The organism is Bradyrhizobium sp. in8p8 (genome assembly GCF_000426845.1).
In the GTDB taxonomy this organism is placed as follows: domain Bacteria; phylum Pseudomonadota; class Alphaproteobacteria; order Rhizobiales; family Xanthobacteraceae; genus Bradyrhizobium; species Bradyrhizobium japonicum_C.
Map to the genome: position 1 here is coordinate 48,152 of NZ_AUGD01000022.1, position 22,284 is coordinate 70,435.

At 64.5% G+C, this 22,284-nt stretch carries 25 protein-coding genes; 11 read left to right on the plus strand and 14 right to left on the minus strand.

Annotated elements, in window-relative coordinates:
* Positions 1 to 12 precede the first annotated feature (12 nt).
* Positions 13 to 417 carry a hypothetical protein gene (locus K408_RS39420; protein ID WP_230646803.1) on the minus strand — a complete coding sequence of 135 codons (405 nt, stop codon included), beginning with the start codon at positions 415 to 417 and terminating at the stop codon, positions 13 to 15.
* Between the two features lie 185 nt (positions 418 to 602).
* Between K408_RS39420 and K408_RS0132710 the strand changes: the two genes are divergently transcribed.
* On the plus strand, positions 603 to 962 hold the full coding sequence (locus K408_RS0132710; RefSeq protein ID WP_024342711.1) for a hypothetical protein: 360 nt from the start codon (positions 603 to 605) through the stop codon (positions 960 to 962).
* Between the two features lie 54 nt (positions 963 to 1,016).
* Here the strand turns inward: K408_RS0132710 and K408_RS0132715 are convergent, their stop codons facing one another.
* The gene (locus K408_RS0132715) at positions 1,017 to 1,415 is read right to left on the minus strand and encodes an SPW repeat domain-containing protein (protein WP_024342710.1); all 399 of its coding nucleotides are present in this window, start codon (positions 1,413 to 1,415) and stop codon (positions 1,017 to 1,019) included.
* Between the two features lie 312 nt (positions 1,416 to 1,727).
* Here K408_RS0132715 and K408_RS0132720 point away from each other — a divergent pair, with 312 nt between their 5' ends.
* A complete protein-coding gene (locus tag K408_RS0132720; RefSeq protein WP_024342709.1) occupies positions 1,728 to 2,003 on the plus strand; it encodes a GNAT family N-acetyltransferase in 276 nt (91 codons plus the stop codon).
* A gap of 46 nt (positions 2,004 to 2,049) precedes the next feature.
* On the opposite strand, the gene K408_RS0132725 is transcribed toward K408_RS0132720, so the two are convergent.
* The gene (locus K408_RS0132725; RefSeq protein WP_024342708.1) at positions 2,050 to 2,448 is read right to left on the minus strand and encodes a DUF3597 domain-containing protein; all 399 of its coding nucleotides are present in this window, start codon (positions 2,446 to 2,448) and stop codon (positions 2,050 to 2,052) included.
* A gap of 327 nt (positions 2,449 to 2,775) precedes the next feature.
* Here K408_RS0132725 and K408_RS0132730 point away from each other — a divergent pair, with 327 nt between their 5' ends.
* The 7 genes from K408_RS0132730 to K408_RS0132760 all read left to right on the plus strand — a co-directional run bounded on the left by K408_RS0132730 (position 2,776) and on the right by K408_RS0132760 (position 9,836).
* Positions 2,776 to 3,684, plus strand: coding sequence for a DUF2189 domain-containing protein (locus K408_RS0132730; RefSeq protein WP_024342707.1), 909 nt, complete (start codon positions 2,776 to 2,778; stop codon positions 3,682 to 3,684).
* Between the two features lie 136 nt (positions 3,685 to 3,820).
* The gene (locus K408_RS0132735) at positions 3,821 to 4,645 is read left to right on the plus strand and encodes a lytic murein transglycosylase (protein WP_024342706.1); all 825 of its coding nucleotides are present in this window, start codon (positions 3,821 to 3,823) and stop codon (positions 4,643 to 4,645) included.
* Between the two features lie 465 nt (positions 4,646 to 5,110).
* Complete coding sequence (locus K408_RS41510; RefSeq protein ID WP_007590701.1) at positions 5,111 to 5,263, plus strand: DUF1127 domain-containing protein; 153 nt, start codon at positions 5,111 to 5,113, stop codon at positions 5,261 to 5,263.
* 128 nt (positions 5,264 to 5,391) lie between these two features.
* Entirely contained in the window at positions 5,392 to 6,819 is a 1,428-nt protein-coding gene (gene trmFO, locus K408_RS0132745; RefSeq protein ID WP_024342705.1) for a methylenetetrahydrofolate--tRNA-(uracil(54)-C(5))-methyltransferase (FADH(2)-oxidizing) TrmFO, read from the plus strand.
* 7 nt (positions 6,820 to 6,826) lie between these two features.
* Positions 6,827 to 7,921, plus strand: coding sequence for a serine/threonine protein kinase (locus K408_RS0132750; RefSeq protein ID WP_024342704.1), 1,095 nt, complete (start codon positions 6,827 to 6,829; stop codon positions 7,919 to 7,921).
* Positions 7,922 to 8,014: 93 nt separating this feature from the next.
* A complete protein-coding gene (locus K408_RS0132755) occupies positions 8,015 to 8,578 on the plus strand; it encodes a CAP domain-containing protein (RefSeq protein WP_024342703.1) in 564 nt (187 codons plus the stop codon).
* Positions 8,579 to 8,657: 79 nt separating this feature from the next.
* Complete coding sequence (locus K408_RS0132760) at positions 8,658 to 9,836, plus strand: aminotransferase class V-fold PLP-dependent enzyme (RefSeq protein WP_024342702.1); 1,179 nt, start codon at positions 8,658 to 8,660, stop codon at positions 9,834 to 9,836.
* Between the two features lie 19 nt (positions 9,837 to 9,855).
* Here K408_RS0132760 and K408_RS0132765 read toward each other — a convergent pair whose 3' ends face one another.
* Genes K408_RS0132765 through yajC form a run of 6 tightly spaced genes read right to left on the minus strand, consistent with a single transcriptional unit; the run spans position 9,856 to position 15,509 of the window.
* Positions 9,856 to 11,100, minus strand: a complete 1,245-nt coding sequence (locus K408_RS0132765; protein ID WP_024342701.1) for a threonine ammonia-lyase — start codon at positions 11,098 to 11,100, stop codon at positions 9,856 to 9,858.
* A gap of 45 nt (positions 11,101 to 11,145) precedes the next feature.
* Positions 11,146 to 12,009 carry a phytoene/squalene synthase family protein gene (locus tag K408_RS0132770; RefSeq protein ID WP_024342700.1) on the minus strand — a complete coding sequence of 288 codons (864 nt, stop codon included), beginning with the start codon at positions 12,007 to 12,009 and terminating at the stop codon, positions 11,146 to 11,148.
* Entirely contained in the window at positions 12,006 to 12,389 is a 384-nt protein-coding gene (locus K408_RS0132775) for an Mth938-like domain-containing protein (RefSeq protein WP_024342699.1), read from the minus strand. The genes K408_RS0132770 and K408_RS0132775 overlap by 4 nt, the downstream gene beginning before the upstream one ends.
* 60 nt (positions 12,390 to 12,449) lie before the next feature.
* A complete protein-coding gene (gene secF / locus K408_RS0132780; RefSeq protein WP_024342698.1) occupies positions 12,450 to 13,469 on the minus strand; it encodes a protein translocase subunit SecF in 1,020 nt (339 codons plus the stop codon).
* 10 nt (positions 13,470 to 13,479) lie between these two features.
* Entirely contained in the window at positions 13,480 to 15,084 is a 1,605-nt protein-coding gene (secD, locus tag K408_RS0132785) for a protein translocase subunit SecD (protein ID WP_024342697.1), read from the minus strand.
* Positions 15,085 to 15,131: 47 nt separating this feature from the next.
* Complete coding sequence (gene yajC / locus K408_RS0132790) at positions 15,132 to 15,509, minus strand: preprotein translocase subunit YajC (RefSeq protein WP_024342696.1); 378 nt, start codon at positions 15,507 to 15,509, stop codon at positions 15,132 to 15,134.
* Between the two features lie 182 nt (positions 15,510 to 15,691).
* On the opposite strand from yajC, the gene K408_RS0132795 reads away from it, so the two are divergent.
* On the plus strand, positions 15,692 to 16,681 hold the full coding sequence (locus K408_RS0132795) for an ATP-binding protein (protein ID WP_024342695.1): 990 nt from the start codon (positions 15,692 to 15,694) through the stop codon (positions 16,679 to 16,681).
* Between the two features lie 174 nt (positions 16,682 to 16,855).
* Here K408_RS0132795 and K408_RS0132800 read toward each other — a convergent pair whose 3' ends face one another.
* On the minus strand, positions 16,856 to 18,220 hold the full coding sequence (locus K408_RS0132800; protein WP_024342694.1) for a peptidoglycan DD-metalloendopeptidase family protein: 1,365 nt from the start codon (positions 18,218 to 18,220) through the stop codon (positions 16,856 to 16,858).
* Positions 18,221 to 18,329: 109 nt separating this feature from the next.
* Positions 18,330 to 18,980, minus strand: a complete 651-nt coding sequence (locus tag K408_RS0132805; RefSeq protein ID WP_024342693.1) for a protein-L-isoaspartate(D-aspartate) O-methyltransferase — start codon at positions 18,978 to 18,980, stop codon at positions 18,330 to 18,332.
* Positions 18,981 to 19,205: 225 nt separating this feature from the next.
* Here K408_RS0132805 and K408_RS0132810 point away from each other — a divergent pair, with 225 nt between their 5' ends.
* A complete protein-coding gene (locus K408_RS0132810; protein WP_024342692.1) occupies positions 19,206 to 19,577 on the plus strand; it encodes a response regulator in 372 nt (123 codons plus the stop codon).
* Positions 19,578 to 19,579: 2 nt separating this feature from the next.
* Here the strand turns inward: K408_RS0132810 and surE are convergent, their stop codons facing one another.
* The 3 genes from surE to serS all read right to left on the minus strand — a co-directional run bounded on the left by surE (position 19,580) and on the right by serS (position 22,209).
* Positions 19,580 to 20,347: a 5'/3'-nucleotidase SurE gene (gene surE, locus K408_RS0132815; protein WP_024342691.1), complete on the minus strand. Its 768-nt coding sequence runs from the start codon at positions 20,345 to 20,347 to the stop codon at positions 19,580 to 19,582.
* 108 nt (positions 20,348 to 20,455) lie between these two features.
* Positions 20,456 to 20,818 carry a hypothetical protein gene (locus K408_RS0132820; RefSeq protein WP_024342690.1) on the minus strand — a complete coding sequence of 121 codons (363 nt, stop codon included), beginning with the start codon at positions 20,816 to 20,818 and terminating at the stop codon, positions 20,456 to 20,458.
* Between the two features lie 59 nt (positions 20,819 to 20,877).
* Complete coding sequence (gene serS / locus K408_RS0132825) at positions 20,878 to 22,209, minus strand: serine--tRNA ligase (protein ID WP_024342689.1); 1,332 nt, start codon at positions 22,207 to 22,209, stop codon at positions 20,878 to 20,880.
* Positions 22,210 to 22,284 lie beyond the last annotated feature (75 nt).

Sequence of the window (22,284 nt, forward strand, 5' to 3'; positions counted from 1 at the left end):
CCCTCCGGCTTCCTACGGCTGCTCGAAGGCAAACGGCGTCGCCGTGATGGCCTTCGTCTTCTGGCAGGCCTGCGCGCCGTAGCCCCCGCAAAAGCTCCCGTGCAGATCGAACCGGACGATGCGCCCAGCGCCGCGCTTCATCGGCGGGCCCATGATCTTGTAGCGGAGCACATGGCCTTCGAACACCTCGCGTACGCCGCCGTCGGGCAGTGTCACCAGGATCTTCACGACACAGCCGCCAGTTCCGCAATAGGTCGTCTCGCGATCGCCGCACTTGGTGTCCTGGAAATCGACGATGTAGTCCACGCGGCCGTCGCCGGTCAGATCGATCTTGCGCACGGTGTTCGCTGCGAAAGTCACTTCGCCGCCCTCCTGGCTGTCGCATTCCTCGTTGGCGTAGCGGACCGCCTTCTGCACGCCAGGCGGATAGTCGGCCGGATTGAACGGCGTTGCGTCGTCCGCGCGCGCAAGTCACGACCAAGGTGAGCAAGAGGATCAGATATCGCATTGGCGTTGGTCGCAACTACGACCGCAATCGTTCAGGAAATCTTAAGCATGATCGACGCACCCTTCATCGGTCCCCCGCGTACAGAGTGCATCTCATGATCAAAGCGCCCGTCATTCTCCTGTTCACGCTGGCGCTCGCCGGATGTGCCGCGACTCCGCAGGCGCCTCTGGTCAAGAACCCCGCTTTCAAGCCTGCGCGCTATGCTTGGGATGGCGCCGGGCAAGATCCCAATCGGCCGCGCCCTGCCGCGCAAGCGACGCGGACCGCTGCGCGCTCCGCGCACAACAGGATGCAAGCCGGCGTTCAGCCCTATTCGAAGGAATGGTGGCAGGCGCAGGACGGCATCGAGGCCGAGCAGGACGCCAGGGTCAACCGCTCCTTGGTCATCTGCCAGGGCTGCCTCCGCCCACAGCCACGGCCCGAGGATTCCAGGCTCGCCAAAGCGGCCGATTAAACGCGAGCGAGCGGGCCTGCCGCCCGTGGGCGGCGAGCCTGCGAGAGCGCCGGCCTATTGTCCATGCTTGAGCATGTCCTGGTCAGTCAGGTCCCAGTCCTGCCACAGCTGGAGCAATCCGAGCAGCACCACCACCGCACCGAGGCCCGTGTGATAGACGCGGAGAAAGCCGTCACCGGAATAGCCGATCACGTAGGGCGAGGCGATGAGCCAAAGTCCGACGAGAATTGTCGCCACCTCTTGCCATCGCTGCAAGGCGACGTACTCGAGCTGGCTGACGCCAAACACGACCAGACCGACCGCGATCGTATTCAGAACCGCCGTCTGATTTCCGGCGATCGCCGCCTGATCCTGCACGGGAAACCACGGCGAAACCACGATCAGCGCGCCGACCAGCATCCCGCACCAGTCTTCCCATGTCCGATGAGTCTTCAGGAAACCAAAGTCCGACATCGTACCCTCCTGCAAAAGAGGCATACGTCTGCGGCCGGCGATCACTCCGAATGTGTAACGACCCTGCCAGCCGTATTCGGGCGTATGTCTAATCCACGACGTGGGAACCGTAGTTCGCCTTGCAAGAGCGACATGGAGGAATATTTACGGTCAATTCATCGGGCCGCGGAGCGAGAAGTGCATATTGCGCTGCGTTGCAACGGCGCGCACTTGCGGATGTCTCGTCAGCGCCAATCTCCTTGGTCTCACCTTGGCAAGAGCGGAATTTGCCCCCTAGATCAGGTGTCAATCTGGATTTCGGAAGGATCTTGCATGACCGCATCGGTACGGGACAACAAGGACAGAAGCCGCTTCGAGCTGGATGTCGGGGGTGACGTGGCCTTCGCCAATTATCGTCTGACGCCCTCGGCCGTGATCATCACCCACACCGAAACGCCGCGCGCGCTGCGCGGCCGCGGTATCGGGTCCGAATTGGTCAAGGGGGCGCTGGACCTGATCCGGCGCGACGGCAGGAAAGTGATCGCCGGCTGCAGCTTCGTCGTCGACTATATCGATCGGCATCCGGAGGATGCGGATCTGGTCGCCTGAAAGCAAAAGGGCCCGCGAGATCGCGGGCCCTTCCGGCGACGATGGGTCAGTGCTTGATCTCGGGCGGCAGCTTGCCGCCGTTGGCGGCGAGCTTGGACATCACCTGCTTGTGCAGCCAGACGTTCATGCTGGCCGAGTCGTTCATGTCGCCGCTGTAGCCCAGCTCTTTGGCAAGATCCTTGCGCGCAGCGAGGCTGGAATCAATGTCGAGTGCCTTCATGAGGTCGACAATCGAGGTGCGCCATTCCAGCTTCTCGCCCTTGTGTGCAGCTGCCGCCTTGTCGACGATTGCAGCCACGTCGACCGCGGGCATGGGCGCGGCGGCGGGCGCCGAAGCGCCCGGCGTCCCTGCGGGCGCGCTGGGCGAAGCGGCGCCACCGGCGGGCGCGGCGGAGGCCGATGGGCCGCCGAAGATCGCGCCCATGATTTTCCCGAAAATGCTCATGTCTGCTCCCCGAAAAGGATCCGTTGGAAGGGCCTTGAGTGGCACTCATACACGAAGTGACTGCGTTGCGCCCGCGAAGTTCGGCGAACATCAGCAGCATCAGCTTATCTGCGGCGAAATGACGACAGAATGACGCCGTCGTAGTTGCGCCGCGGCATCGAATTCACCCAAGCGTGAGGGACAGGACTCGGAGTTGGGAGTATGCTTGCGGTTCAGCTCGCGATGCCATCCGGAATTCGCGCCTGGTCGGGATCGCGATCATTCAAGAGAGCGGTCGCTTGCGTTGTTTACCGGCGCAGGACCGGGCCGCGAAGGGAGCTAGCGACCATGGCCACACTCTATCAGGGCAATGTCCCCACGATGGCCCAGCCCTCCGATGCGGCTGGACCGGTGATCCGAACCATCCAGCTGTCCGATCTCCACGACGCGCTCAGGCGAGGCTGGGAAGACTTCAAGGCTGTTCCGAGCCACGCCATCATCCTCTGCGTGATCTATCCAGTGCTCGGCCTCGTGCTTGCCCGCGTTGTGATGGGCTATTCGGTGCTGCCGCTGTTGTTTCCTCTGGCGGCCGGATTCGCGCTGATTGGGCCGTTCGCGGCGCTCGGACTCTACGAGCTATCCAGCCGGCGCGAGCGCTACGAATCTGCCAGCGCCTGGGATGCCATGGATGTGCTGCGCTCGCCTTCATTCGGTGCGATGCTCGGCGTCGGCACGTTGCTGCTCGCTCTGTTCGTGACCTGGGTCGCGACCGCGCAGGCGATCTACATCGCGGCGTTCGGCTACGAGGGCGCGGCCGGGATCTCGGATTTCCTGACGCGCGTCCTGACGACCGAGCAGGGCTGGTGGCTGATCGTGGTCGGCTGCGGCACCGGCTTCCTGTTCGCGCTCGCTGCGCTGTGCGTAAGCGTCGTATCGTTCCCCTTGATGCTCGATCGTCATGCCGGCGCGTTCGAGGCGATAAGCACGTCGCTGCGCGTCGTTGCAAGAAACCCGGTGCCGATGGCGGCGTGGGGCTTGATCGTGGCGGTGCTGCTCGCGCTCGGCACCATTCCGGCATTTCTGGGACTCGCCGTCGTGGTCCCTCTGCTCGGGCATGCCACTTGGCATCTCTACCGCAAGGTGATCGTCTCAGAGCCGGGCGCAAATCCGGTGCCGCCCCCGCCGCATCGTCCGCGCAAACCGGCCGCCGACTTCCCGGCCAACCTCTTCCCTTGGCGCAACCGGATCGACGTCTGACGATATCGTGACATGCGACCCTGCCCTGGCCCCGGCCTGGGCAGGATCTTCCCCTGTCGCGCGCCTTGCTTTGGCCGCGGTTCCGACCGAGATTGCGCCCGCCGGTCAGATCGCTTCACGGAATCCATTTGCTCGAATGACCTCGACGATTTCTCGTCTCGCTCTTGCTGCCCTCGCCCTCTCCGCCTCAATCCTGTCCGCCCAGCCAGCTCTGGCCGCCGTCGCCTGCGGTTCGGGCAATTTCGACGCTTGGCTTGCGGATTTCAGAACCGACGCCGCGGCGAAAGGCATTTCGCAACAGGCGATCAACGCCGGGCTGGCCGGCGTGACGCTCGATGAGAGCGTGCTTAACCGTGACCGATCACAAAAGGTCTTCGCCCAGAGCTTCGACGAGTTTTCAGGCCGCATGGTGCCGCCACGCCTGCAGCGCGGCTCGAACAGGATGAAGCAGTACGGCTCCGTTTTGTCGCGCATTGAGCAGACCTATGGTGTACCCGGCGAGATCCTCGTTGCGATCTGGGGTCTCGAGACCGATTTCGGCGTCAACACCGGCAAGTTCGCAACGATCCGCTCGCTGGCAACACTTGCCTATGACTGCCGGCGCTCCGAGATGTTTCGCGCCGAGTTGATGGATGCGCTGCGCATCGTCCAGCGCGGCGATCTTGCGCCTGCCGACATGAAGGGCGCCTGGGCCGGCGAACTCGGCCAGACCCAGTTCATGCCGTCATCCTGGATGAAATACGCCGTCGATTTCGACGGCAACGGCAAGCGCGACCTCTTGCACAACGCGCCCGACGTGCTCGCCTCCACCGCCAATTATCTCGCCGGCTATGGTTGGCAGCGAGGAAAGGATTGGCAGCCGGGCAGTCCGAACTTTGCTGTCCTGCAGCAGTGGAACAAGAGCGAGGTCTACTCCAGGACCATCGCCTATTTCGCAGCCCAGCTTGCACGCGCCCCCTAACTCCACAGGAGCGAGACGCACCGTATTACCTCCAAGCGTCCCGCCGCAAACCATTCGCTCGGCAGCGCCCGCGCCATGGGTGTGAATCGGAGCTTCAATACTGGCCGCCCTCAATTAATGAATTGAAATTCATTTTTCTCATGCGAATCACGCAGGCAAGAATTGAGTCTAGGAGCTGATCAGCCGCCCCGACAGGCCGTCTACAAGCAGATCATTTCTGCGATGATCAAGATCAATTGTCCGACGTAAATCCGTGATGTTACGGATATTTATCACTAAGCTGACGCTCTTTGAGGCAAGCTTTGGGTGGGAGTGCCCTCCGGTTAATCGTCCGTTACTCGCGCTATGCGTTCTTCGCCTAGCTGCATCGCAACATCGGAACTTTCGCAGTGCACCACTCCCATCTATATTCACTTCAACGATGAGGCTCCGGCAAGAGCTGAATCGAACTACAGGAGACTACCAATGCTGCTCTCGCTCATCCGCATGATCCAGGCTTTCCGGGACTATCAGCGCAATGTTGCCGAGCTGTCACAGCTCAGCGATCGCGAGCTGGCCGATATCGGCCTTGATCGCTCGGACATCCCGCGCGTTGCCGCCGGTCAGTATCAGGGCTGATGCCATTCAGCCACCTTCACTGGACGAACCGATAGCGCCCGCCTCGTGCGGGCGTTGTCGCATCTGGTGGCAGAAAACTCGATCTCGGCGATTCCACTCCCCGTCGAAAAGCGCTACCTGTCCGCCCCATGACAGGACCCCAATCCAACATCGTACACGTCATCGGTGCCGGCCTCGCCGGTTCCGAAGCTGCTTGGCAGGTGGCCAAATCTGGCGTGCCCGTCGTGCTGCACGAGATGCGGCCGACTCGCATGACCGAGGCGCACCGCACCGATGGGCTTGCCGAGCTCGTCTGCTCCAATTCATTCCGTTCGGACGACGCTGCCAACAACGCCGTCGGCCTCCTGCACGCGGAGATGCGCCGGCTCGATTCGCTGATCATGCGAGCGGCCGACGCGAACCAGGTGCCTGCTGGCGGCGCGTTGGCCGTTGACCGCGACGGCTTCTCGGCGGCCGTGACCAAGGCTCTGAACGATCATCCCCTGATCGAGATTGCCCGGGGCGAGATCGCGGGCCTGCCGCCGGCAGACTGGAGCAACGTCATCGTGGCGACCGGGCCCCTCACCTCTGCACCGCTTGCCGACGCGATCCGTGAACTGACGGACGAGAGCGCGCTCGCCTTCTTCGACGCGATTGCACCGATCGTTTACCGCGAGTCGATTGATATGTCGGTGGCATGGTTCCAGTCGCGCTACGACAAGGTCGGCCCCGGCGGCACCGGCGCCGACTACATCAACTGCCCCATGACCAAGGAGCAGTATGACGGCTTCATTGCGGCGCTGATCGCGGGTGAGAAGACCGAGTTCAAAGAATGGGAGACCAACACGCCCTATTTCGACGGCTGCCTGCCGATCGAAGTGATGGCGGAGCGCGGCCCCGAGACGCTGCGCCACGGTCCGATGAAGCCCGTCGGCCTCACCAATCCCAATGATCCGACCACCAAGCCTTACGCGGTCGTTCAGCTACGCCAGGACAACAAGCTCGGCACGCTCTACAACATCGTCGGCTTTCAGACGAAATTGAAGTACGGCGAGCAGCAGCGCATCTTCCGCACCATTCCCGGGCTGGAGAAGGCCGAGTTCGCCCGCCTCGGCGGCCTGCATCGGAACACCTTCCTCAACTCGCCAAAACTGCTCGATGGCGAACTGCGTCTGCGCGCACAGCAGCGGCTGCGCTTCGCCGGTCAGATGACGGGCTGCGAGGGCTACGTGGAATCCGCCAGCGTCGGCTTGATCGCAGGCCTCTACGCCGCCGCGGACGCACGGGGCGAGACGCTCGTCGGCCCGCCGGGCACGACGGCGCTTGGATCGCTGCTCGGCCACATCACAGGCGGTCATATCGAGACGATCGAGCCGGGCGCGCGCTCGTTCCAGCCGATGAACATCAATTTCGGGCTGTTTCCGCCGCTTGCGACTGCGCCGACGAAGAAGCCGGACGGCACGCGGTTGCGCGGCAACGAGAAGACGGTGGCCAAGAAGCAGGCGCTGAGCGCACGGGCGCTTGCCGATCTCGATCGCTGGATCGCCGATCACCTGCGCTTCGCCGCCGCCGCATGAGTTCTCGATGAGCCTCCCTGAAGACGACGCCGCGGCACTCTCGGCGCGATGGACCGAGGGCGTGCTGCTCAAGCGCGACGTGTTCTCGACAGTCGAGCGCGGCCGCTTCCGCACCGAGACCGGCGAGGTCGATGCGGTGCTGCGCCGGCTCGACGAGGTGCCATGGTGGTCGTTCCTGCTGGCACGCCATCTGTTCGCCCGCGAGAAGCGCGCGCTGGTTCGTGCCAAGGGCCTTGATGCCGGTCCAGAGCTGCTATGGATCGGACGCCGCGCGCTCGTGCGGGGCTTCGTCGACGGCGTTGCGCTGCATCTGGCAAAACCGCATGGCGATCTCGCCTATTTCCGCTCCGCCAAGGCCGTGCTGCGCCGGCTGCGACGCGCCGGCATTTGCCACAACGATCTGGCCAAGGAGCAGAACTGGCTGGTCGGGCGCGACGGCCGAGCCTATGTCACCGACTTCCAGCTCGCCGCGTGCTTTGATCGCCGCGGTCGACTCTATCGAATCCTGGCCTACGAAGATCTCCGCCATCTCCTCAAGCACAAGCGCTCCTACGCGCCGGAGGCGCTGACTCCGCGGGAGCGGAAGATCCTGGCGAAGAAATCGTTCGCCGCGAGCCTGTGGCTCGCCACCGGCAAGAAGGTCTATCGCGCCATCACCCGCGGCCTGTTCAACTTCACCGACCGCGAGGGCGGCGGCCGCCGGCTGGTCAACGACGCGCCCGTGCTGGCAGAGCTGATCCGCAGGAACCCCGCGGTGCGCGATACCGCCATCGTCGCCTTCGCCGACCGCCGTTCCGGTGTCGGGCTCTATGCCTTCGTCGAAGCCGATCAAGCCGCGCTCGAAGGCGAGCTCCGCAGCGAGCTCGTAGCCGCAAAGGGCCCGAAACCGCCGGAACACATCCAGGTCGTCCACGCCCTGCCGCGCGATACCAGCGGCAAGCCGCGCACCGAGGTTCTTCAGCTGGTCGCCATGAACCAGCTCGATCTGATCGAGCCAATGATGAAGAACGACCAGGACCGTGCCTTCCTCAAGGACATCCTCGAGCAGCGCAAGAACCTGCGCGACCGCTTCAATTTCGAAGCGAACCTGCCAACCAGCTAGTACGGCCCGTGCCTTGAAGCGTCCACATTGGCGATCGAGAAGCGTTCAGACAACGCAGGGCCGGCAAAGAACATGGGCGTTCGGGGGATCGTAATGCATCGTGTGCTTGGGGGAATGATCGCTGGCCTTCTGCTGCTGACAGGCGCGCCCGCGCTGGCGGACTCCCCGGCCGAGCTGATCTCGAACTTCCGCCTCACGCATGGTGAGGTTCGCGTCGTCCGCGATGCCACGCTCGATCGCATCGCCATGGACCAGGCCCGCGCGATGGCGGCCAAGGACGAACTTAGCCATGACGCGCTCGGCCCGTTCAACCGCCGTGTCGCACCGGCTGGCGCGGGCCGCGCCGCCGAGAACATCGCCTACGGCTACGATAGTTTCGAGAAGACGCTGAGACAGTGGATCGACTCGTCGGGGCACCGCAAGAACCTGTTGCTGCACAAGGCTTCCCGCGTCGGCATTGCCAGCGCTAAGAATGCCAGCGGCAAACGAACCTATTGGGCCATGGTGATTGCCGGCGATTACGAGCCGAAGGGCAAGGGCAAGGGTAAGGGCAAGAAGGACAAGGAGCCGCTGGTCGCGGTGAAACGCGAGGCTGCTCCGGCAAGCAAGCCCAAATCCAGCAGCTGCCACATCAAGCTGCTCAGCCTCTGCATTTGAGGCCAAACCTGGCCCCGTCTTGCTCCCATACCTGGACGCGCATAATTCAGGACGAGGATCGTCAGAAGCGGAGGCGCCAATGATCGACATCGGCCGGGTACGCGATGACACGCCTGCCACAGCGCGGCTTGCGTATCTGCATAACGCCGGCGCGGCTCTGATGCCGGCGCCCGTTGTCGCGGCGCTGAAGGGGCACATCGATCTCGAAAGCGAAATCGGCGGTTATGCCGCAGCCGACCAGGAGTCCGAACGGCTCGACGCTGTGTATGGCTCGGTGGCGCGCCTGCTCAATGCCGCCCCCGACGAGATCGCGCTGATGGAGAATGCAACGGTTGCCTGGCAGATGGCGTTCTACGCGCTGCCGTTTTGCGAGGGCGACCGCATCCTGACAGCCGAGGCGGAATACGCCGCCAACTATGTCGCGTTTCTACAGGTCGCGAAACGAACCGGCGCGACGATCGACGTCGTGCCCAGCGATGCCAGCGGCGAGCTCGACGCCCACGCGCTCGAACGGATGATCGATGAGCGCGTGAAGCTGATCGCCGTCACCTGGGTTCCGACCAATGGCGGGCTGGTCAACCCCGCAGCCGCGATCGGCAAGATCGCGAGAGCGCACGGCATTCCCTATCTGCTCGACGCCTGCCAAGCCGTTGGGCAAATGGAGGTCGACGTCGATGCGATCGGTTGTGACATGCTGTCGGCCACCGGGCGTAAATTCCTGCGTGGCCCGCGCGGGACTGGCTTCCTCTACGTCCGCCGGGCGCTCCTGCAGCAGCTTGAACCACCAATGATCGACCACTTTGCGGCGCCCTGGGTCGCACGGGACGCCTATCGGCTGCGGGACGATGCCCGTCGATTCGAGACCTGGGAGAACAATTACGCGGCCCGGCTTGGCCTCGGTGCTGCCGTCGATTATGCACTCGACATCGGCATGGGTCCCGTCGAGCAGCGCTGTCGCCTGCTGGCGGGCCGCCTTCGTGATGGCCTCGCCTCCATCCGCGGCATCACCATTCGCGACCTCGGACGCGCGCCGGGTGCCATCGTCAGCTTCACGATGGAGGGGTACGAGGCCGACACCATTGTTCGTAGCGCCGCGGCGTCGGGCATCACGATCGGCGCGTCAGACCCGTCAAGCACCCGCATCGATGCCGAGCACCGGGCTCTGCCGCCGCTCGTGCGCGCTTCCCCGCATTACTACAATACGGAAGCCGAGATCGATCGGCTGATCGGTCATCTCGCGGCTCTGGCGTCGCGATAGTGAATGGCCGGCGAGCGGTTCAGGTGCAGCGCGCGCTCAATCCGGACGCGCTGAGTCTGGCCATGACGTCATCGAGATGAGCGCCATCGCGGGTCTCGATGACGAGTTGAAGCAGCGTCGCCTTTGCCGGAAGGTCGGAGAAGGTCCGCTGGTGCGAGACCTCGATGATGTTGGCGCCGGCTTCGGCCAGCAGCGCGGCAACGGCTGCCAGCTGCCCTGGGCGATCGGGAATATCGAGGGACAGTTGCGTCAGCCGCCCTTCGCGCGCCAGTTCGCGGGTGAGGACGGAGGCGATCAGCCGCGTGTCGATATTGCCGCCGCTGAGCACGAGGCCGACCTTCTGACCGGCAAAGCGGGACGAATCGGACATCAGCGCGGCGAGGCCGGCGGCTCCGGCGCCTTCGACCACTGTCTTCTCGATTGAGATCAGTGTCGCGACCGCGCGCTCGAGCTCGGCTTCGTTGACGAGCGCAATGTCGTCGACGAGGCGGCGGACCACTTCCGTAGTGATCTTACCCGGCGATTTCACCGCGATGCCTTCGGCGAGCGTGTCGCCGCGCACCGGCAAATTGCCGCCATGGATGGCGTTGTACATCGAGGGATAGAGCCAGGCCTCGACGCCCAAGATCCGCAGCGACGGCTTGATCGCCTTCGCGGCGATCGCAATGCCGCTGATCAGCCCGCCGCCGCCGATCGGGACGACCAGCGTGTCGAGCTCCGGCACCGCCTTGAGCATTTCCAGCCCGACCGTGCCCTGCCCGGCAATGACGAGTGGATCGTCGTAAGGATGGACGAAGATCATGCTGCGCGCTTCACCGTGGCTTCGCGCAAAGGCGGCCGCCTCTTCCAGCGTCGCGCCGGTGACCACCACTTCGGCGCCGTGATGCCGGGTGTTCTCGATCTTCACCATGGGCGTGCCGACCGGCATGACGATGGTGGCGGGAATGCCGAGCCGCCTGGCGTGATAGGCGACGCCCTGCGCATGGTTGCCCGCGGACATCGCGATGACGCCCCGCGCACGCTCTTCCGGCGCCAGCGCGGTGAGTCGATTCAGCGCGCCGCGCTCCTTGAACGAAGATGTGAACTGGAGGTTCTCGAATTTCAGCCAGATGTCGCAGCCGCAGATGCTGCTCAGCGTGCGGCTATGGCTACAGGCCGTCTCGACGACGGCGCCGCGGATCGTCTCGGCGGCGGCATGAATGTCGCCGGGTGCGACCGGAAAGCCGCTGAGACCGGATGACGTGCTTTGGGACAACTCAGCCATGGGACAGCATAGAGCATTTGGCAGGCTGAGGCGATAAGCCAGCCGCTATTTGGTAAACTCACGTGATCGCGAGGCGCGCCACAAGGTCCAGAGGGTGCGCAACCGGGACGGCGGCTGCAGCGTAAACGGATTGCGCCCAGGATGCGACAGGCGCTTTAGATCGGCCCGCACCTGGCTCAGCGGCAGGAACGCCGGCCGCACGGACGGCGCCACCTGCGTCAGCAGCGAGGAAGCCGTGGTCACGTGCTGCCGGGCTTCTCCCGAGAGCTGCGTGAGCACCGCATGGAGTTGAGGCGTATCCTTGCCGGCGAACACATCCTCCATGCTGCAATTGTGCTTCTCCAAGAGCTGCTGCGGCAGGAACAATTGCCGGTGCGCGGCATCGCGCGGCAAATTGGCGATGACCTGCACGATGCCCTGCGCCAGTCCGGCATGACGGGCGAGATGCTCGACCACTTCCGACGGCGGTGCCAAAACCCGCGCCGCCAGACCGAACAGCGCCGACGAGGTCGCGGCCAGATAGCCCTCCAGCGCAGCCATGGTCGGCATCGGATCGTTGTAGAGATCGAACTGATGCTCGTCGGCAAGCAGCGACAGCGGCTCGACGGGCAGGTCGAAATCGTGGATTGCGTGGAGCAGCTCGGCTGCGACGGGATTGCCCTCGGCGCTGCCATGGACATGGCCCGACAGCATGTCGGTCCACCATTGGAGGCGGATCTCGCCGGGCAGGGGTTGGCTCACCTGGTCGCGAACGCGGACGATCTCGACGTTGAAGGCGTACAGCGCCAGCAGCGCGCGACGCTCGGCGGCCGGCGCGAACAAGGTCGCGGCATAGCGCGGAAAGTCATGGCTGCGCACGAGATCGGCGCAGAAGGCGGCGGAGTCGGCTGGCGGTGCCGGGCGGCTCATGGCACGGCGATCAGCGCGGCGGCCACCCGCCGCCGTTCGCCGATCATGATGTTGTAGGTTCGCACGGCAGGCCCGGTTTGCATCGTGTCCAGCACCACCCTCGCCGCCTTGAGCGCGTGACGCAGTTCCGGCGGCGGCAGCCACAGCCCGGTTCCGGTGCCGACCAGGAGCGTGTCAATGCTGTTGGCGGCCGCGAAGACCCGATCCAGCGAGTAGCGGTCGATCTTTTCGGGGTCCGTCACATCCCAGGCCCAGATCGCGTCGGGCAGGCAGAGCAGCGAGCCCCGATGCGACATGCCGGCAAAAGCGAAACCGCCCTTGCCGTAGGCCTCGATGGGCGCCGAGCGCGGGAAATGCGGAGCGTTTGGATCGCCGGCCATGAGCTTCGTCCGAATGGGCTTACTGCCCTCGCAAACTCCTGCGAGGGCGCGAGGTTCGGATCATGCCTTGCTTTTCTTAGCCGGCGCAGCCGTGTCGGGAGCATCCTCGCGGTGCTCGCCGACGCCGAGATAGATCAGGATCGGGGCCGCGATGAAGATCGAGGTGTAGGTACCGACCAGCACCACGCCGAACATCATGACCGCAGTGAAGCTGTGGATGGCGTGACCGCCGAACAACAGCAATGCGAGCAGCGCCAGCGTCACCGTGACGTGGGTGATGATCGAGCGCGACAGCGTCGAGTTGATGGACTCGTTGAGCAGCTGCGGCATCGGCATCTTCTTGTAGCGCCGCAGCATCTCACGGATGCGGTCGTAGATGACGACCGTGTCGTTGAGCGAATAGCCCAGGATGGTCAGCAGCGCGGCGATGCTGGTCAGGTCGAAATCGACCTGGCTGATCGACATGAAGCCGATCGTCAGCACGATGTCGTGCACGTTGGCGATCATGGCGCCCAGCGCGAACTGCCATTCGAAGCGGAACCAGAGATAGATCAGGATCCCGAGGATCGCGAGCATCAGGCCGAGCATGCCGAAGGCCAGCAATTCGCCGGAGACACGCGGGCCGACCACCTCGACGCGGCGATATTCGACGGAATCGCCGAGCGCGGTGCGCACCTTCTGCACGGCCTCCTGCTGGGCGGCGTCGCCGCCCGGCTGCTCCGCGACGCGGATCAAGACGTTCTCGGGTCCGCCGAACTGCTGCAACTGCACCTCGCCGAGACGCAAGGAATCCAGTGTCGTGCGCATCGCCGCGATATCGGCGGCGCCCGACTTGGCCTTGACCTCCAGCAGCGTTCCTCCGCGGAAGTCGATGCCGAAATTCAGCCCGTGGGTGAAGAACAACACGATCGCGAGGATCGACAGCGCCGCCGAGATCGGAAAGCTGATGCGACGGAATCGCGTGAAGTCGAAATGCGTATCGTCCGGGACGATGCGCAGGGACGGCAGCAGGCCGAGCGCCGAGACCACGGTGAGAATGGCAATGAGGACGCCGAGCCCGATGAGAACGGTGTGAGTCACGATCAGGCTCCTAGATCGGCACGCTCTGCGGCCGCTTCCACCGCACCCACCAGGCCACGATCAGCCGGGTCAGGGTGAAGGCGGTGAACACCGTGGTGATGATGCCGATGCCGAGCGTCACGGCAAAGCCGCGGACCGGTCCGGTGCCGATGTAGAACAGCACCGCGGCAGCGATGAAGGTGGTGATGTTGGAATCGAGGATGGTCGCGAGCGCCCGCTTGAAGCCGGCATCGATCGCCGAGATCGCGTTGCGGCCACCGCGCAATTCCTCGCGGATACGCTCGTAGATCAGCACGTTCGAGTCGACCGCAATGCCGACGGTGAGCACGATGCCGGCGATGCCGGGCAGCGTCAGCGTGGCATTGAGCAACGACAGCAGGCCGAAGATCATGGCGACGTTGATGGCCACCGCGATGTTGGCGAACACGCCGAAGAGCCGATAGGTCAGGAGCATGAAAATGATGACGAGGATCGAGCCGACGTAAGCCGCAAGCTCGCCCTTCTCGATGGAGTCCTGGCCCAGGCCCGGACCGACCGTGCGCTCCTCCACCACCGTCAGCGGTGCCGGCAGCGCGCCGGCGCGCAAGAGGATCGCGAGATCGTTGGCCGATTGCACGGTGAAATTGCCGGATATCTGGCCCTGGCCGCCGGTGATCGGTTCGCGGATCACGGGCGCCGAGATCACCTTGTTGTCGAGTACGATCGCGAAAGGCAGTCCGACATTCTCGGTCGTAGCCTGCGAGAACTTGCGGGCGCCCGACGTGTTGAACTTGAAGCTGACGACCGGCTCACCCGTACGCTGATCGAAGCTCGCTTGAGCATCGGTCAGATCGCCGCCGGCGACCAATACCTGCTTCTTGACTACGTACGGTGTCGGTGGTGGCGAGGCGCTCATCAAGAGCTCGGATTCCGGTGGCACCCTGCCCTGCTGCGCCTGATCCGGCGGCACGGAGGTGTCGACCATCCGGAATTCCATCTTCGCGGTCCTGCCCAGCAGCTCCTTTAGGCGCGTCGGGTCCTGAAGACCGGGCACCTGCACCAGGATGCGATCGTTGCCCTGGCGTTGGATCACCGGCTCGACGGTGCCGAGTTCGTTGACGCGGCGCTCGACGATCTGGATCGACTGCTCGATGGTCCTGCGCAGGCGATCAAGTGTCGCCGGCTGCGGAACGGTCAGGCGGATCACACCGCCGCCGGCATCGGTCACCTCGAGGTCGCGCTGACCGCTCGAGCCCATCAGTCCGCCGAGTGGCTGGGACAGCTCGCGCAGCTTGGCGAGCGCCGGCTGCACGTCGGTTTCCTTGGTGATGCGAACTTCGACAGCGTCGTTGCGCACAGTGACGCCGCCGGTGAAGCCGATCTTGGCATCGCGCAGCGTCCGGCGAACCTCGTCGCGGACCTGATCGAGCCGCTCCTTTTTCACATAGGCCGAGTCGACCTCAAGCAGCAGATAGGAGCCGCCCTGGAGGTCGAGGCCAAGCACGAGCCTGCGCTGCGCCCAGGCGGGCCAGGTCTTGACCTGCTCCTCGGGGAAGAAGTTGGGGACCGCGCAGAGGCACACGATCAGCGCCGTCAGGATAACCCCCAGCGCCCTCCACCGCGTGAAATACAACATCGACTGGACCTGTCAGATCGGGAGACTTGAGATGCTCGCGGAAGCGCTCACTTCGACGCGGCGTCGTCCTTGGCGGTTTCCTTCGCGCTGTCCTTCGACTCCTTGGCCGGCTCGCCCTTGGCGCGCACACCCGAGATCATCTGGCGCATCTGACGCACGCGCACGCCGTCGGAAATCTCGAACTCGATCTGGTCGTCATCGACGACCTTGGTGACCTTGCCGACGAGGCCGCCCGAAGTCACGACGGTGTCGCCGCGGCGGATGTTCTTCACGAGTTCGGCATGATCGCGGACCTTCTTCTGCTGCGGGCGCAGAATCAGGAAATACATGATCACGAAGATCAGGGCGAACGGCAGCAGCGACATCAACATGCTGTTGGTGTCGCCGGCGGCCGCAGCCTGGGCATACGCAGGAGTAATCAGCATTCGGACGATCCTCGTGAGAACGGGGGAAAGCCGGTCAGGCCCTCAACGGCGACCGGTTCGGTCAAATTCGCGCGGACTATAGCGGCCATTGCCCCAATTGCAACGCTGCCAGGCTGCCCTTTTGGGCCACCTTGCGGCGGACCGTCAGGCCCGATAAGGCTGCGTTCTCAGGAACTTCGGACATGCCCAAAAACCTTAGCAAAAGCCCGGCCGGCAAAGGCCCCCGCACCCCTGCCAGAAAGGCCGCCCGCGTCGCGGCAAAACGCCCCACGGCAGCCTCCAAAGCGATCAAGGCAGCCCCAGAGCTCGCGCAGGAACGCATCGTCCGCGCGCTGGAGACCATCGCGGCGCACCTCTCCGCCCAGGGCAAACCAGCCGTCGAGCGCGAGTCGTTCGAACGGACGGATGCTTATGTCTGGCATCCCGACGGGCGGCTTGCGGCCGTGCCGCGGGTCAGCCGCGTCGAGCTGTTCCTGCTGAAGGGCGTCGACCGGATGCGCGACATCCTGATGGAGAACACCGAGCGCTTTGCCAACGGCCTGCCGGCCAACAATGCGCTGCTCTGGGGCGCTCGCGGCATGGGCAAGTCGTCGCTGGTAAAGGCGGCGCATGCCAGCATCAACGCGGAGCGCAAACAGGCCGACAGGCTGAAGCTGATCGAGATCCACCGCGAGGACATCGAGAGCCTGCCCGCGCTGATGGACCAACTGCGCGCTTCGCCGTTCCGCTTCATCGTGTTCTGCGACGACCTGTCCTTCGACGGCAACGATGCCTCCTACAAGTCCCTCAAGGCTGTGCTCGAAGGCGGCATCGAAGGCCGGCCCGAGAACGTCATCCTCTATGCCACTTCGAACCGCCGCCATCTGCTGGCGCGCGAGATGATCGAGAACGAGCGGTCGACCGCGATCAATCCCGGTGAAGCGGTCGAGGAGAAGGTCTCACTGTCGGATCGCTTCGGCCTGTGGCTCGGCTTTCATCGCTGCAGCCAGGACGAATATCTCGCCATGGTGAGCGGCTATTGCAGCCATTTCGGCATCAAGATTGACGATGAAGCGCTGGAGCGCGAGGCGCTGGAATGGTCCACCACGCGCGGCTCGCGCTCGGGCCGCGTCGCCTGGCAGTTCGTGCAGGAACTGGCGGGCCGGCTTGGCGTGAAGCTGACGGCGAATTAGCAGCCGCGATCGACCAACCTGCTACTGTCGTTCCCCGCGAAAGCAGGGAATCCAGTACGCTGCGGCCTCTCGGCTCCATATTGACTGTCTCTGAAGCACAGGATCGTCCGCTTTGACGGACGATGACAGTTTGAATGTCGCGCGGACATCGTCCGCTCTACAGACTGCGGCGCCTCACGCCCCGTTCAGGAATTGAAGCGGGTCAACCGGGCTCGATCCCTTGCGGATCTCGAAGTGGAGCTGCGGCGACGCCACTTCACCGGATTGACCCGACTTGGCAATGACCTGACCGCGCTTGATGGTATCGCCGCGCTTCACCAACAGCTCACTCGCATGGGCATATGCGGTGACGTAGCCGTTGGAGTGCCGAACCAGGACCAGATTGCCGTAACCTTTCAGCTCGTTGCCGGAATAGGCGACGACGCCGTCTTCAGCCGCCTTGACCGGCGTCCCCTCGGGCACCGCGAGATTGATGCCGTCGTTGGATTTGCCATTGGTCTTGGCGCCGTAGCTCGTGACCACCTTGCCGCGGACCGGCCAGCGGAAGGTCGGCAGCGCGCCGGTAGCTTCCGCCGCCTTCGCAGGCGTCTCGGCGGGCTTCTCTTCGACATTGGACGTCGCCTGAGCCAGACGCGCGCTCTGCACCGGCGCGACGGCGGCCATCTTGGTGGCAGGTGCGGGAGCGGCGGCGACGGGCTGAAGCGTTCCCGCAACAGGCGCAGCTGCGACCGGAGCCGCAGGCGCAGCGACGGCCGCGGTCTTGGCACCGGGCACGGTCAGCCTGGTGCCAAGCTTGAGTTTTGCCGATGGATCGATGCCGTTGGCGCGGGCGAGCTCAGCTGTCGAGATACGATTCTTGCGGGCAATGCTGGCGAGTGTGTCGCCCTGATTGACGAAATGGGTGCTCGACGGCGCAGCCACGGCCGCAACGGGCTTGGTAGCGGCTGCGGCGGTGACGGGAGCCGCGGCAGGCGCCGTCGCCGGATGCGGGATGATCAGCTGCTGGCCCGGCGACAGCGCGCGCGGCCCCTTGTAGCCATTGGCGGCAAGGATCGCCTGCGGGGTGACGCGGTAGCGCTTGGCGAGCACATCGAGCGTATCGCTGGTGCCGACGATGATCTTGGTTCCGCCGGCTGGCTGGGCCGCCGCAACCGAGCGCGGCGGCACGGTGGCCGTCGTTTCCAGATGCGGCTGCGCCGGAGGCGCATAGGAGCTGACCCCGCGCCCACCGCCAGAGACTCCCCCGCCCGACGAGACCGGATAGGATTGCGGCGCAGCTACGGCCGGCGCTGGCAAAGGCTGCGATTGATAATAGCCAGGCTGCGTCTGCGGCCGCGCATATTGCGGCAACTCACGCTGCGGCGGCGGGGCCTGCTGCACCGAGCCCGTGGATTCCGAGGCGAAGGGATTGGAGAAGTTCGACTGGGACAGCCGCGACGACATGTCGGCGCTGCATCCTGCAAAGCTGAAGGAGATCAGCGCCAGCACCGCGACCTGCGGCACGCGGCGCGAGTAAAGCAACTCGGCGACAGCGGACATGGTTACTCACTCGTACGCAACAGAACTGGTGTTTTAAGTAAACACCCGCCGAGTAAATAACGGCTTAACCCTCCCAATAAGACGTTGGCAGCGCAGCCGATCCCGGATTCTACAGCTCACGCGCGACGCCAGGCAGCGCCGGCACGAAGCGGACCTCGACGAGTTCCTTGCGCTCGATCCCGGTGTCGGTGCGGGTCAGGCGGGTCAGCGTCTGTACGCCCTGATGCGGGCCGACGGGAGCAATCAGGATACCCCCGACCTCCAGCCGCTCGACCAGGTTCTCCGGGATCTGATCCATCGCGGCGGTGACGATGATGCGATCGAATGGACCAATGTTGGGAGGCAGATTGAGACCGTCGCCGAGCATCACCTCGACATTGTGACAATCGAGCTTTTCAAGCCGGGCGCGTGCCGTATCGGCGAGCTTGCGATAGCGCTCGACCGTCAGCACCTGGCCGGCGAGCCGCGACAGCACCGCAGCCTGGTAGCCGGAGCCGGTGCCGATCTCGAGCACCCGGTGCTGCTTCTGGAGCTGGAGCTGCTCGGTCATATAGGCGACGACGAAAGGCTGGCTGATGGTTTGCCCGCAGGCGATCGGCAACGCGCTATCGCGATAGGCGCCGTCACGATCGGCTTCGTCGACGAAAAGCTCGCGGGGCACCTCCTCCATCGTCCGCAGCACGGCCTGATCGCTGATGCCGCGACGCCTCAGCGTCAGCTGAAACATCATCTTTTCCGGCGGGTGGTGCTGGGACGTCATTGCTGCTGCTCATCTCGTCTGGCGGAACGCCGCACTGCGCCGCAAGACCCCGAGGCGAGAATCTTGTTCCGGCTCAGGAACTCATGCTAGCCTTTCGGCCCGGCATTTGACCACAATCGGGCCTTCAAGGCGCTAAGCCATTTGCGGGTTTGCCTTCGCCGAAACGCGCATTGCGTCACTTATCGTTATCTGCGAACGTTCGCGAGAATGGGCAAGGACTCACCTATGACTGCGACAGGGCTTTCGGGCCGCTCTGTTTTCCTCGTCGAGGACGAGGTCATGATCAGAATGATGGTCGCGGATATGCTGGAGGAGCTCGGCTACAAGGTTGCCGCTGAAGCGGGCGACATCGCCGAGGCCATGCGGCTGGCGCAGACCACTGATTTCGACCTGGCAATTCTGGACGTCAACGTCAACGGCAAGGTCATCTCGCCGGTGGCCGATGTCATCATGGCGAAGGGCTGCCCGTTCATCTTCGCCACCGGTTACGGCTCCTCCGGCCTGCCCGAACAGTACCGCGACCGGCCGGCGCTTCAGAAGCCGTTCCAGCTCGACGCGCTCGGCAAGACCATCGAAGCCGCGCTTCGCGGCGGCTAGGCCTATTTCAGCGTCGCGCTGAGCTGCTCCGAAAACGCCTCATTGGTGCGGTCGAGCCTGAGCGGGGTGACCGAGACGTAGCGCTCCCGCAGCGCCGCCAGATCGGTGCCGGCGTCGGGCGTGTCGAGCATTGCTGTCCGCTCGAAGCCGATCCAAAAATACGGATTGCCGCGGCCGTCCCTGCGCTCGTCGATCCTGAGGAAGCCGAGGTTGCGCTTGCCCTGCCGCGTGACGCGGACGCCCAGCACATCCTCCGGCGCGCATGACGGGAAGTTGACGTTGATCACCGTGTCCTTTGGAACACCGGCGGCGATCACCTTGCGCACGATGTCGGGTCCGAACTTGCGCGCGGTGTCCCACGGCGGCCGGTCGCGGGTCTCAACGCTGAACTCTTGCGACAACGCAAACGACGGCAGCCCCAGGATGGTGCCCTCCAGCGCGCCAGCAATGGTGCCGGAATAGACCACGTCCTCGGCCACGTTGCGACCCTTGTTGACCCCGGACAGCACGACATCGGGCAGCTTGGCCCCCAGGATATGGCGGGCTCCCATGATGACGCAGTCCGTCGGCGTGCCGCGCACAGCAAAGTGGCGCGGGCCGACTTCGCGCAGGCGCAAGGGATCGTTTAGCGACAGCGAGTGCGACACGCCGGACTGGTCGAGCTCGGGCGCCACCACCCAGACATCGTCGGACAAGGCACGCGCGATCTCCTCCACGACCTTGAGCCCTGGGGCGTGAATGCCGTCGTCATTGGTGCAGAGAATGCGCATGCGCCAGATCGATTCCACAAAAGCCGTTTGATCTGTCATATCCGGCCGTGGCCCATCAGGCAAACCGGCCTGATCGGAGCCCGGGCGGCAGGTTCCCCCCGATCCCCGCTAGCGACGAATCCGCCATTGCGGCAGGAAGCGCGCGAGCCGGCCTTCCGCGCGCAGGCTCATCGCCGGCACGACAGGACTTACGACGGGAGTCTCGATCGCGCCGAGCGTCCCCCGCTGGGCGACGACCGGACCAGACACCGGCGCCTTCGGAAAGCGTTCGCGTGCCACCGTCAGCGCCTTGTCGAAGTCGGCAGCATTGACACCAGGCTTGGCCCGTCGGCTCTGCACGAGATCATCGTCCCAGAGCCGCGCGATCGCGATGTCGAGCACACCGCGAAGGCGCTGATCGATGGCCTGGATTCCGGCACCAGTCACCGCCCATTGTCGGCCGACCCAGAAGATGTCGCGGTGCAAGGGCATGAACGGTGGGTTCGCGTTGAGGCGCCAGCAGGATAGCCGGCCGGCCAATCTTCGCAACCCTACTCGCGCGCGACCACCTTTAGGCCGCCCATATAGGGTTGGAGCACGTCCGGCACAGCGATCGAGCCGTCCTCCTGCTGATATGTCTCCATCACAGCGATCAGTGCCCGACCGACGGCGGTGCCGGAGCCGTTCAGCGTGTGCACGAAGCGCGGCTTGCCGTCCGGCCCGCGCGAGCGGGCATCCATGCGCCGGGCCTGGAAGTCGCCGCAGACCGAGCAGCTCGAGATCTCGCGGAACATACCGCCATCGCCCTGCCCGGGCATCCAGACCTCGATGTCATAGGTTTTCTGCGACGAGAAGCCCATGTCCCCTGCGCACAGCGTCATCACGCGATAATGCAGGCCGAGCCGTTGCAGCACCTGCTCGGCGCAGGACAGCATCCGCTCCAGCTCGTCCTTGCTGGTCTCGGGCGTCGTGATCGAGACCAGCTCGACCTTGGTGAACTGATGCTGGCGGATCATGCCACGAGTGTCCCGTCCCGCAGCGCCCGCCTCGGCGCGGAAGCACGGCGTCAGCGCCGTGAGGCGCATCGGCAGCTGCTTCTCGTCGAGGATGGATTCGCGCGCAAGATTGGTCAGCGAGACTTCAGCGGTGGGGATCAGGCCGAGGCGCTCCGTCTTCAGCCGCTCATGGTCCGGCGATGCGAGCAGTTCGCCCTTGATCGCCCAGAACTGATCGTCCTCGAATTTCGGCAGCTGCCCGGTGCCGAACATCACCTCATTGCGGACCAGCAGCGGCGGATTGATCTCGGTGTAGCCGTGCTCTGTCGTGTGCAGGTCGAGCATGAACTGGCCGATGGCGCGTTCGAGCCGCGCCAGCGCCTTCTTGAGCACGACGAAACGCGCACCAGAGAGCTTTGCGGCCGCCTCGAAGTCCATGTAGCCGAGCGCGGCGCCGAGATCGTCATGGAGCTTCGGTGCGAAGCTGTAGTTCCGCTTTTTACCGAACACATGGTGCTGGACGTTGCCGTGCTCGTCGACCCCATCAGGCACGTCATCGAAAGGAATGTTCGGGATTGCCGACAGCTCTTTCGCCAGTTCCTCGTCGGCTGCCTTCGCAGCGGCTTCGAGCTGCGGCATCGTGGTTTTGAGCTCGGCCACTTCGGCCATCAGCTTCGCTGCGCGCGCCTCGTCCTTGGCCTTCTTGGCGTCGCCGATCTCCTTGGAGGCCGCATTGCGCCGCGCCTGCGCCTGCTCGGAGGCGAGGATGGCCGCGCGCCGCTTCTCGTCGATCGCCAGCAGCGAGGCCGACATCGGCTTCAAACCGCGCCGTGCGAGGCCGGCGTCGAAGGCTTGCGGATTGTCGCGGATCGATTTGATGTCGTGCATGGCTGCTTTCCCGTCGTGGCCGGGTCTATCCCGGCCATCCACGTGTCTGCCGCCTTAGATCAAGTCGTGGATGCC

Excerpts from the sequence above, each read along its gene's own strand:
- K408_RS0132710 (WP_024342711.1), top strand. The coding sequence starts at position 603 with ATGATCAAAGCGCCCGTCATTCTCCTGTTCACGCTGGCGCTCGCCGGA.
- K408_RS0132715 (WP_024342710.1), bottom strand. The coding sequence starts at position 1,415 with ATGTCGGACTTTGGTTTCCTGAAGACTCATCGGACATGGGAAGACTGG.
- K408_RS0132720 (WP_024342709.1), top strand. The coding sequence starts at position 1,728 with ATGACCGCATCGGTACGGGACAACAAGGACAGAAGCCGCTTCGAGCTG.
- K408_RS0132725 (WP_024342708.1), bottom strand. The coding sequence starts at position 2,448 with ATGAGCATTTTCGGGAAAATCATGGGCGCGATCTTCGGCGGCCCATCG.
- K408_RS0132730 (WP_024342707.1), top strand. The coding sequence starts at position 2,776 with ATGGCCACACTCTATCAGGGCAATGTCCCCACGATGGCCCAGCCCTCC.
- K408_RS0132735 (WP_024342706.1), top strand. The coding sequence starts at position 3,821 with ATGACCTCGACGATTTCTCGTCTCGCTCTTGCTGCCCTCGCCCTCTCC.
- K408_RS41510 (WP_007590701.1), top strand. The coding sequence starts at position 5,111 with ATGCTGCTCTCGCTCATCCGCATGATCCAGGCTTTCCGGGACTATCAG.
- trmFO (WP_024342705.1), top strand. The coding sequence starts at position 5,392 with ATGACAGGACCCCAATCCAACATCGTACACGTCATCGGTGCCGGCCTC.
- K408_RS0132750 (WP_024342704.1), top strand. The coding sequence starts at position 6,827 with ATGAGCCTCCCTGAAGACGACGCCGCGGCACTCTCGGCGCGATGGACC.
- K408_RS0132755 (WP_024342703.1), top strand. The coding sequence starts at position 8,015 with ATGCATCGTGTGCTTGGGGGAATGATCGCTGGCCTTCTGCTGCTGACA.
- K408_RS0132760 (WP_024342702.1), top strand. The coding sequence starts at position 8,658 with ATGATCGACATCGGCCGGGTACGCGATGACACGCCTGCCACAGCGCGG.
- K408_RS0132765 (WP_024342701.1), bottom strand. The coding sequence starts at position 11,100 with ATGGCTGAGTTGTCCCAAAGCACGTCATCCGGTCTCAGCGGCTTTCCG.
- K408_RS0132770 (WP_024342700.1), bottom strand. The coding sequence starts at position 12,009 with ATGAGCCGCCCGGCACCGCCAGCCGACTCCGCCGCCTTCTGCGCCGAT.
- K408_RS0132775 (WP_024342699.1), bottom strand. The coding sequence starts at position 12,389 with ATGGCCGGCGATCCAAACGCTCCGCATTTCCCGCGCTCGGCGCCCATC.
- secD (WP_024342697.1), bottom strand. The coding sequence starts at position 15,084 with ATGTTGTATTTCACGCGGTGGAGGGCGCTGGGGGTTATCCTGACGGCG.
- yajC (WP_024342696.1), bottom strand. The coding sequence starts at position 15,509 with ATGCTGATTACTCCTGCGTATGCCCAGGCTGCGGCCGCCGGCGACACC.
- K408_RS0132795 (WP_024342695.1), top strand. The coding sequence starts at position 15,692 with ATGCCCAAAAACCTTAGCAAAAGCCCGGCCGGCAAAGGCCCCCGCACC.
- K408_RS0132800 (WP_024342694.1), bottom strand. The coding sequence starts at position 18,220 with ATGTCCGCTGTCGCCGAGTTGCTTTACTCGCGCCGCGTGCCGCAGGTC.
- K408_RS0132805 (WP_024342693.1), bottom strand. The coding sequence starts at position 18,980 with ATGACGTCCCAGCACCACCCGCCGGAAAAGATGATGTTTCAGCTGACG.
- K408_RS0132810 (WP_024342692.1), top strand. The coding sequence starts at position 19,206 with ATGACTGCGACAGGGCTTTCGGGCCGCTCTGTTTTCCTCGTCGAGGAC.
- surE (WP_024342691.1), bottom strand. The coding sequence starts at position 20,347 with ATGCGCATTCTCTGCACCAATGACGACGGCATTCACGCCCCAGGGCTC.
- K408_RS0132820 (WP_024342690.1), bottom strand. The coding sequence starts at position 20,818 with ATGCCCTTGCACCGCGACATCTTCTGGGTCGGCCGACAATGGGCGGTG.
- serS (WP_024342689.1), bottom strand. The coding sequence starts at position 22,209 with ATGCACGACATCAAATCGATCCGCGACAATCCGCAAGCCTTCGACGCC.